The sequence below is a fragment of the Acinetobacter sp. Ag2 genome (assembly GCF_001005515.1).
Lineage (GTDB): Bacteria > Pseudomonadota > Gammaproteobacteria > Pseudomonadales > Moraxellaceae > Acinetobacter > Acinetobacter bereziniae.
The window spans coordinates 1-9,154 of sequence record NZ_LBNA01000010.1 but is presented as its reverse complement, the minus strand read 5'-3'; the positions used below and the strand labels follow the sequence as shown (position 1 = coordinate 9,154).

Sequence of the window (9,154 nt, the reverse complement as noted above, 5' to 3'; positions counted from 1 at the left end):
AGCACTGCTTTGTTTGCAGCGAAAGGCGCAGCGGGGACTAGCATGTTTTTTGTCGCTTCTTCGTTCCGAACTTCTCATTTAGAATGACTAAATTTCGTATTTCGCGCCTAGAATCGCCTAAAAAACACACCTAGTCGCAAACATAGACGAATTATCCATAGACCCTAACCAAATCATCAAGCTTATTCGCATAATTCTCATTTGGATTGGCATTCCACCTAAAATCATCTGCTAATGCAAGCCTTCTCTCACTGGGAGAAGGGACTTTCATATTATTTTGTCTTCATTATTTTTGAATAAGGCAATCGTTATTCTAAAATATACAAATCGAGAATATTAATCGCTAAGCAATTAAAAAATGAATAATAGTTTATATATTATGTGAAAAGTAACATATTGAAAATATACAATAAGCTTTTTGCTTTGCTTAATAAATCTAAAAACAGCCATTTAAAAGTTCAAATAAAAAATAAATGAGCAAAAATATGAGGCTGAATTATTTTATTCAAGCTTTTTAATCTATTGTTTATTCAAATAAAAACATTAAACCGACTTTTTAGGTATGGATATATATGTAATCGGTTTTGGACAAAAAATAGCGCTTACGCCATTGTCTGAGAAAACTTAGATGACGTTTCTCAGCAGGAGGCTGAATATGCAATTAAATATCAATCGGATTGTCGATGACGCAAAATTTACTCCATTCCATTGGGGAGTTTTATTGTGGTGTTTATCTATCATTATTTTTGACGGTTATGATTTAGTCATTTATGGCGTAGCTTTACCATTGTTGATGCAAGAGTGGGGGCTTACCGCTGTGCAAGCCGGAATGCTTGCCAGTACAGCATTATTTGGCATGATGTTTGGTGCGATGAGTTTTGGGACTTTGTCGGATAAATTAGGTCGTAAAAAAACCATTATGATTTGTGTGGCGATTTTCAGTGGATTTACTTTTTTAGGTGCTTTTGCATCAACACCAATTGAATTTGGGATTTTACGATTCTTAGCAGGTCTTGGAATTGGTGGGGTGATGCCAAATGTGGTGGCATTGATGACTGAATATGCACCTAAACGTATTCGCAGCACATTGGTTGCAGTGATGTTTAGTGGATATGCGATTGGTGGCATGGCTTCAGCATTATTGGGAGCGTGGTTGGTGGTTGATTATGGCTGGAAAATTATGTTCTACATCGCCATCATTCCTTTTTTAGCGCTCCCTTTGATTTGGAAGTTTTTACCTGAGTCTTTGATGTATTTGACTCAACAAGAAAAAAATGACCAAGTCCGTGAGATTGTGCAAAAAATTGCCCCGCAACAAGATTTAACAGCATCCACTCAGTTTGTGCTGAATGAAGTCACTGCTGAGGATCAAGCACCATTACGTGCGCTATTTCAACAAGGACGTACTTTTAGCACCTTCATGTTTTGGATTGCATTTTTCATGTGTTTATTGATGGTTTATGCATTAGGCAGTTGGTTACCAAAGCTGATGATTCAGGCAGGTTATTCATTGGGTGCAAGTATGATTTTCTTATTTGCACTGAATATTGGGGGAATGGTCGGTGCAATTGGTGGTGGTGCATTGGCAGATAAATTTCACATTAAACCTGTATTAACCATCATGTTTGCTGTTGGTGCTATGGCACTCATTTTGCTCGGTTTTAAAAGCCCACAGGCTGTACTTTATACACTTATTGCGATAGCAGGTGCAGCAACAATCGGCTCGCAAATCTTACTTTATACCTTTGTTGCTCAATTTTATCCTGCGGCTGTTCGTTCCACAGGTATGGGATGGGCATCGGGTATTGGACGTATCGGTGCAATTGTAGGTCCAGTCCTCACTGGCGCACTGCTCACGTTTGAACTTCCTCATCAAATGAATTTTCTGGTGATTGCGATTCCGGGTGTAATTGCTGCAATTGCAATATTTTTAGTCAACTTAAAGGCTTCTGTCGAAAAAAATACAGTGCTTTCAGCAACTTCACCGCAACAAAATATTGTTGGCAATACTACAAATTAATCGATTTTTCAGCCTGAATCACGGAGATTAAGGCTGGTTCAAAATAATCAATCGTAGAGAATAGGATGCTTTCTACAATGAAAAAATTTAACTACAACGTCATTTTAGTTTCAATCGGTTTATTTAGTCTAAATATGGCTCATGCAGATGCACTTTCTGAAGTTGAACAATTAAGGAGTGAAGTCAAACAGTTGCGTGAAATGCTTGAGCAGCATCAGAAACAGCAAAATCAAGCTGTTCAACTGATACAAAATCAGCCACAGGCGAATTCGATAACAGCGACAAATTCATCAACATCACCTTGGTTAATACGTTCTAAAGCAGGCGCTGAAATGAGTCTATACGGCAATGTCCGTGCAGATTTGTTATATCAGTCAGAAGGCGGAAGTGCTGAGCGACTTTATAATCAAATCAATACTGTACCTTTGAAAGGCAATAACGAAAGCAGTGATGTACTAAAATCAACCCTAGCTGCAACGCGCATAGGCTTAGATTTTAAAACCGCAGATCAGGATGTAAATGCAAAGATAGAAGTTGATTTCTTGGGAGCAAATGATGCATTGAGGATTCGACATGCCTATTTTAATTATGGTTCATGGTTGGTTGGTCAAACTTGGTCAAATTTCGCAGTTCCAGATTATATGCCAGAAACAATTGATGCTTTGGGCTATGTTGGCGGGGCAGTGAAGCGTGATGCACAAGTCCGTTATACGCATAAATTTAATGCTGAGACACAACTTGTCAGTGCTGTTGAGGATTCAAAAGATGCACTATCCATTATGAGCTTGCCAGTATTCTCTACACGCCTGAATCATAGCTTTGCAGATCGTGCGGGGACTATGAGTTTAAGGGCAATGATGAGTCAAAAGCGGACTACAACCGATGATGAATTGGCATGGGGTGTGGGTGTCGGGGCAAAATATGAACTGAGTACAAAAACGACATTAAAAGCAGATTATTATCATGTGAAAGGAGACTCTAGTTTAGTGTCATGGACCAATGCTGGGTTTTCTATTGATGCCAACAAAAAAATCATGGCATTGAATGAATTTGACTCTATCACTCTGGGTGTCACCCAACAGTTTAATCCACAATGGCGTTCGACTTTGGGCTATGGTTATATGAAAGCAGATGAAAATCAGAAATATATTCAATATTTGAGTGATCCGACAAAAGCCAATAAGCATGTGTGGCAGGCTTGGGCAAATGTATTTTATAGCCCGAAAAAACCATTAAGCTTTGGATTGGAATATGTCTATGGTGAGCGTCAGGCTTTTGCTGCTGGTGCAAATGGACAAGATACAGGCGAAGATAATCGTTTTAATGCAGTGGCAATGTATAATTTTTAAAGCAAGATTTTAAAGACTGAGTTTTAAAATCCTCGTTTAATTGGCTTTAAACGAGGATTTTTTATAAATATCGCTTATGCAGACTGTTTTAGAAAAGAGCGAATTTCTTGACTAAACTTGACAGGTTCAGTGATAAGAGGAGTATGCCCGGACCGTTTAAATATAATATTTTTGGCATTGATCAAACTATTAGAAACTTGCATTTGTCCTTCAGCTGGATACAGTGAAGACTTTTCACCAATAAAGAAGGTCGTAGGGCAAGCCAATTGAGCAATGGCATCACGATAATCTTCATCATGATTGAGATAATTGTCGATATACCACGTTAAATAGTCCATGCGACGGATAGGCAATAAGTGTTTTTGGAGTTGTGGATGTTTTAAGGCTAAATTAAACATAAATGGACTTAATTTATTACTGCCTTGAATTTTAATGAAATTCAACCAAATTTGAATCAGTTCTGTTCTTGGCTCAATCGGCAATTCATCGACAAAACGATACTGAGAATACTGATGTAAAAAGTCAGAAAAATCTTTGAGTAAGCGCTTTATTTTAAAATATTTTTTGCCAAATAAACCAAATTCCCAAGTATCGTCTGTTGGAATTTTAGGGGTTTGATCGATATGTAAATAAGCTTTTAATTTGCCAGCTAAATTCCCATACTGCATACCATGCATGGCTGTGGTTGCGCCCATGGAATAACCCATGAGAATAAAATTATCTAAATTCAGTTGATCAATTAAGCTGTCAAGGTCACGCCAGTGATTTGATATTGCATCTATATCTTGTGGAATATTACACGTCTTCGAGCCACCAAAACCGCGCCAGTCGGGGATATAAAATTTGTATTGTTTAATGTTGGGCAATAAAAAAGGTAACCACTGCCAGCTATGCATGCCTAAACCAGACAAAACAACTACAGGTTCGCCTTGACCAATTTCACGGACAAATAATTTCTCGCCATCAGGCATTGTATAGTGTGGCATGCATATTCCTACGGATTGTCTTTATTCTCAAATGCTTTTAGTCGTGGAATCACTTCATTGAGCCAGTTGATCCAGCCATTTTCCAAGTCGATTCCCAATTGTAAAATCATTTTATGGATATATAAAGTACGATCAAGTGTCTCTGTGTGTTCAAAATCTTTGGAAAAAATTTGAAGATAGAGTTTTAAATTTTCTTGATGCAATTTTAAATGACGTTCTAATTCAGGTAAAACAGTATTCCCACCAAATTGTGCTTCAGCACGTAAGCGCACCATAAGCTCTTCACGAAGTTGAGCAGGCTGTCCTTGCTTAACCATCCAGTCAGCCAATTCGACACGCCCAAGTTGTTCAACCTGATAGGTTTTTTTACGACCTTGATCCGCCTGATCTTCTAAAGTCGAAATCCAGCCTTTTTTTTGCATGCCGTTGAGTTCACGGTATATTTGCTGATGGGTCGCATTCCAAAAGAATCCCATGGATCGGTCAAAGCGTCGAGCCAACTCAAAACCTGTGCTTGGTTTTTCGATCAGACTGGTCAATAAAACATGGGCTAATGACATTGTGTAATATTAGGTCAATAAAATGAATATAAAGTCATTATGCAACATGTTGCATAAAAATCAAATCTCGATTATAAATACCCAAACTATGCAACTTGTTGCATTAAAAAATATTAGACTTTTTCATCAGATTGATAGCTAGCGAATGCACGCCAAGGAGTTTACATGTCTAATTATCCGCATCTACTTGCGCCTTTAGATTTAGGCTTTACTACATTAAAGAATAGAGTGTTGATGGGTTCTATGCACGTTGGACTGGAAGAAGTTCAAGGTGGATATGAGCGTATGGCTGCATTTTATGCAGAACGTGCTGCAGGTGGTGTAGGACTGATTGTTACAGGTGGTATTTCACCCAATGATCATGGTGTAACATTTTTTGGTGGTTCAAAATTAGATCATTTAGAAGAAGCAGAAAAACATAAAGTCATTACTCAAGCAGTTCATGATGCTGGAGGTAAAATTGCACTACAAATTTTACATACTGGACGTTACTCTTATCAGCCTGAAAACGTTGCACCTTCAGCGATTCAAGCCCCAATTAATCCAACCAAGCCACATGCACTAACGTCAGCAGAAGTTCATCAAACGATTGCAGACTTTGCCAATTGTGCCCGATTGTCACAAATTGCAGGCTATGACGGTGTAGAAATTATGGGATCAGAAGGTTATCTGATCAACGAGTTTATTGCTGCAAGAACCAATCATCGTGATGATGAGTGGGGTGGCAGTTATGAAAACCGTATCCGTTTTCCAATTGAAATCGTAAGAAGAACACGCCAAGAGGTAGGTGAAAACTTTATTATTATTTATCGCTTGTCTATGTTGGACTTGGTTGAAGGTGGTTCTACGCTCGAAGAAGTCATTCACTTGGCGAAAGAAATTGAAAAAGCTGGTGCAACGATTATCAATACTGGAATCGGTTGGCATGAAGCACGAATCCCGACGATTGCGACCAAAGTACCTCGTGCAGCGTTTACTTGGGTGACTAAAAAATTAAAAGGTTCTGTTAAAGTACCTTTAATCACATCGAACCGTATCAATACCCCAGAAATGGCAGAGCATGTCTTGGCTCAAGGCGATGCTGATATGATTTCTATGGCGCGTCCGATGCTTGCAGATTCTCATTTTGTGCAAAAGGCTGAACAAGGTCGTGCAGATGAAATTAATACTTGCATTGGTTGTAATCAGGCGTGCCTAGATCATATTTTCTCCATGAAAATTGCTACATGTTTAGTCAATCCACGTGCTTGCTATGAAACTGAACTGATTTTTAAGCAATCCGATGTTATTAAAAATATCGCCGTGATTGGTGCAGGACCTGCTGGTTTAAGCTTTGCAACGTATGCCGCAGATCGTGGACATAAAGTCACCGTTTTTGAAGCATCTAATCAGATTGGCGGTCAGTTCAACATTGCCAAAACCATTCCAGGTAAAGAAGAGTTCTATGAAACCTTACGTTATTTCAAACGTAAAATTGAATTACAACCCAACATTAAACTGGTACTCAACCATACTGCGACATATGAAGAATTGAATGCTGCAAAGTTTGATGAAATTGTTGTGGCTACAGGTGTGACACCACGCCATCTAAATATTGAAGGCATTGATCATCCGAAAGTATTGTCCTATATCGAGGTTTTACGTGATCGTAAACCTGTTGGCAAAAAAGTCGCAATCATCGGCGCAGGCGGTATTGGCTTTGATACCGCTGAGTACCTTTCACATGAAGGTGAGAGTGGCAGTTTAAATCCTCAGAAATTCTATGATGAATGGGGGATTGACACATCTTATGCGCATGTGGGTGGCTTAAAACAGCCTGAAGTTGAGCAATCGCCTCGTGAAATCTATTTACTGCAACGTAAAACCAATTCTGTGGGTGCAGGTTTAGGTAAGACAACTGGATGGATTCATCGTACAGGTCTGAAACATCGTCATGTCAATATGATCCCAGGTGCAAGTTATGACAAGATTGATGATCAAGGCTTGCATATTACCGTTGGTGACAAGGTCATGATTTTAGATGTTGATCATGTGGTGATTTGTGCTGGACAAGAGCCATTTACTGCGATGTTTGATCAACTTCAAGCGGAAGGAAAATCTGTTCATTTAATTGGTGGCGCGAAGGAAGCTGGAGAGTTGGATGCTAAACGTGCGATTCGTCAAGGTGCAGAATTAGCAGCAGTGATTTAATCCAATTTAAAAACTTAATCAAAATCCTCTCTTTGTTGAATTGTCTTTAAGACTTTTATTAGGGAGGATTCTATTCAGGATGAAAGAAATGAGTTTTACACAAAGCAAATCTGCAATACAAAAATGGCATCAGATGCTAGAAAGCCGTGATATGAGTATTTTAAATGAACTGCTTGCGGATGATGTGGTTTTTCGCTCGCCAGTGGCTTATCACCCATATGAAGGGAAGCAAGTTGTTTTTTTTATTTTAAGCAATGTGATCCAAATTTTTGAAAATTTTACCTATCATCGAGAGTTTTATACAGATGATGAGCAGAGTGTGGTGTTAGAGTTTTCAGCCAATGTTGCTGAGAAAAAGTTAAAAGGGATTGATATGATTCGTTTTAATGAGGCTGGAAAAATTGTAGATTTTGAAGTGATGATTCGCCCGAAAAGTGGATTGGAAGCTTTGGCTGCCCAAATGGGGCAACGAATGGCTACCTTTATACCCAAAGCATAATGGTATAAATAAATAGTGGGAGCGTTGACTCCCATATTTAAAGTATGATTATCATAAATAAAAAGTTGAGGTGGAAAATGTCTGTACTCCATAAGTTTACCGAGATTACCCAAAGTTTATTAGATCAAGTGACTGGCGCTGAATTGCCAAAGTTGTATTTTAATCAGCAAGGTGCAATGTCTGAGATCTTAGATAAACTTCCTCAATTACAAGACAAATATCGTCCTACACCGTGGTTGACCAATACACACGCACACCTTTTATATTTTGATTTAATTAAAAAAAAGACAGTTAAGTTGCAATATGATCGGATTGATCAAATCACTATGCAAGATGGAGGCATTACTGCTATTGCATGGTATGGTTATGATTTACCTGAAGAGACACCGACCATTGTGATCATGCATACCATTACTGGAACGCCAGAAAGTATGCGTGAGTTGGTCAAAGATTTACATGAATATACGGGTTGGCGAATTGCACTATGTTTACGCCGTGGGCATGCAGGTCTACCTATGCCTGTTCCGTTGATGTCAATTTTTGGTTCAACATCCGATCTAAAAGAGCAATTGAGCTATATACAGGATTTATTTCCACAGACTGAATTGTTTGCGGTGGGATCATCCGCAGGTACTGGATTATTGGTACGCTATTTGGGTGAGCAAGGTCTAGACACACCATTTAAAGCAGCATTTGCAATGTGCCCAGGCTACGATACTGAAATTGGTTTTGAAAATGTACATCCTTTTTATACCAAAGTGATGACCAAAAAATTGTTTAAAGCATTTATCACGCCTTATACACAAACGTGGACACCAGTACATTCAGTACAAAATGTATTGAGAACCAAAACATTACAAGAGTTTCAAACTGAATATTTTGAAATGGCTGGTTTTTCAGATTATGAAAGTTATTCAAAAGCCACCAATCCTATTTATGTTTTTGAAAATGTTAAAATTCCACTGATGATTCTGAATGCAGAAGATGACCCAGTGTGCTCAATTAAAAACTTAGAACCTTATAAGGAAACCATTCAGAATATGGATAACGTGGTGGTGGTGACGACCAAAAAGGGCAGTCATTGTGGTTTTTATGAAGGCTTGAATACCAAATCTTGGGCTTCACGTTTAATGGCGGACTTTCTAAAACAGTATTCAGTATAGTCAATCTGTTGAAAAAACCATACTGTAAAATATCGTTTCTCTTAATCACTAAAATGAATGCGATCAATATAGTGTATGATGATCTAAAGTTTGCACTGCCACGTTTTACATCTAAATTTTAAATTTTTTTTGCGCATGCGATGACTCACTTTTCAGAGATGAAAAGTGACAAAAATCTTTCGTTGAGCGAGGGGTACATCCTTTACCCCCGCTCAACATGGCGACATCCATGTCGCCTCACGATAGCAAGACCATCAATGATTCAAAAAGTACAAAATAAATGAATCATCCAAATCACTTGTATGAATAACTAGGCGGTTTGACTGTATCATCTTTCATCAAGGATTTTTATCGAACTCAGGTTAAATAAATGCTAAGTTTTTAAAA

At 38.4% G+C, this 9,154-nt stretch carries 7 protein-coding genes; 5 read left to right on the top strand and 2 right to left on the bottom strand.

All coding sequences use genetic code 11. The features are described from left to right. The first annotated feature begins 655 nt into the window (after positions 1 to 655). Positions 656 to 2,020 carry an MFS transporter gene (locus tag AAV97_RS00165; protein ID WP_004830551.1) on the top strand — a complete coding sequence of 455 codons (1,365 nt, stop codon included), beginning with the start codon at positions 656 to 658 and terminating at the stop codon, positions 2,018 to 2,020. A gap of 77 nt (positions 2,021 to 2,097) precedes the next feature. Continuing rightward, complete coding sequence (locus AAV97_RS00160; protein ID WP_046759468.1) at positions 2,098 to 3,369, top strand: DcaP family trimeric outer membrane transporter; 1,272 nt, start codon at positions 2,098 to 2,100, stop codon at positions 3,367 to 3,369. Positions 3,370 to 3,443: 74 nt separating this feature from the next. On the opposite strand, the gene AAV97_RS00155 is transcribed toward AAV97_RS00160, so the two are convergent. Both AAV97_RS00155 and AAV97_RS00150 read right to left on the bottom strand, forming a co-directional pair. Next, positions 3,444 to 4,355, bottom strand: a complete 912-nt coding sequence (locus tag AAV97_RS00155) for an alpha/beta fold hydrolase (RefSeq protein WP_004830554.1) — start codon at positions 4,353 to 4,355, stop codon at positions 3,444 to 3,446. A gap of 8 nt (positions 4,356 to 4,363) precedes the next feature. Then, complete coding sequence (locus tag AAV97_RS00150; RefSeq protein ID WP_004830555.1) at positions 4,364 to 4,915, bottom strand: PadR family transcriptional regulator; 552 nt, start codon at positions 4,913 to 4,915, stop codon at positions 4,364 to 4,366. A 165-nt stretch (positions 4,916 to 5,080) separates the two neighbouring features. On the opposite strand from AAV97_RS00150, the gene AAV97_RS00145 reads away from it, so the two are divergent. From AAV97_RS00145 to AAV97_RS00135, 3 genes are all read left to right on the top strand, one after another. After that, a complete protein-coding gene (locus AAV97_RS00145) occupies positions 5,081 to 7,105 on the top strand; it encodes an NADPH-dependent 2,4-dienoyl-CoA reductase (RefSeq protein ID WP_046759467.1) in 2,025 nt (674 codons plus the stop codon). 88 nt (positions 7,106 to 7,193) lie between these two features. Then, positions 7,194 to 7,604, top strand: coding sequence for a nuclear transport factor 2 family protein (locus AAV97_RS00140; RefSeq protein ID WP_046759469.1), 411 nt, complete (start codon positions 7,194 to 7,196; stop codon positions 7,602 to 7,604). Positions 7,605 to 7,681: 77 nt separating this feature from the next. Next, entirely contained in the window at positions 7,682 to 8,767 is a 1,086-nt protein-coding gene (locus AAV97_RS00135; protein ID WP_046759466.1) for a YheT family hydrolase, read from the top strand. Positions 8,768 to 9,154: the final 387 nt, after the last annotated feature.

Coding starts and splice junctions, on each gene's coding strand:
- AAV97_RS00160 (WP_046759468.1), top strand. CDS start 2,098: ATGAAAAAATTTAACTACAACGTCATTTTAGTTTCAATCGGTTTATTT.
- AAV97_RS00140 (WP_046759469.1), top strand. CDS start 7,194: ATGAGTTTTACACAAAGCAAATCTGCAATACAAAAATGGCATCAGATG.
- AAV97_RS00165 (WP_004830551.1), top strand. CDS start 656: ATGCAATTAAATATCAATCGGATTGTCGATGACGCAAAATTTACTCCA.
- AAV97_RS00145 (WP_046759467.1), top strand. CDS start 5,081: ATGTCTAATTATCCGCATCTACTTGCGCCTTTAGATTTAGGCTTTACT.
- AAV97_RS00150 (WP_004830555.1), bottom strand. CDS start 4,915: ATGTCATTAGCCCATGTTTTATTGACCAGTCTGATCGAAAAACCAAGC.
- AAV97_RS00155 (WP_004830554.1), bottom strand. CDS start 4,355: ATGCCACACTATACAATGCCTGATGGCGAGAAATTATTTGTCCGTGAA.
- AAV97_RS00135 (WP_046759466.1), top strand. CDS start 7,682: ATGTCTGTACTCCATAAGTTTACCGAGATTACCCAAAGTTTATTAGAT.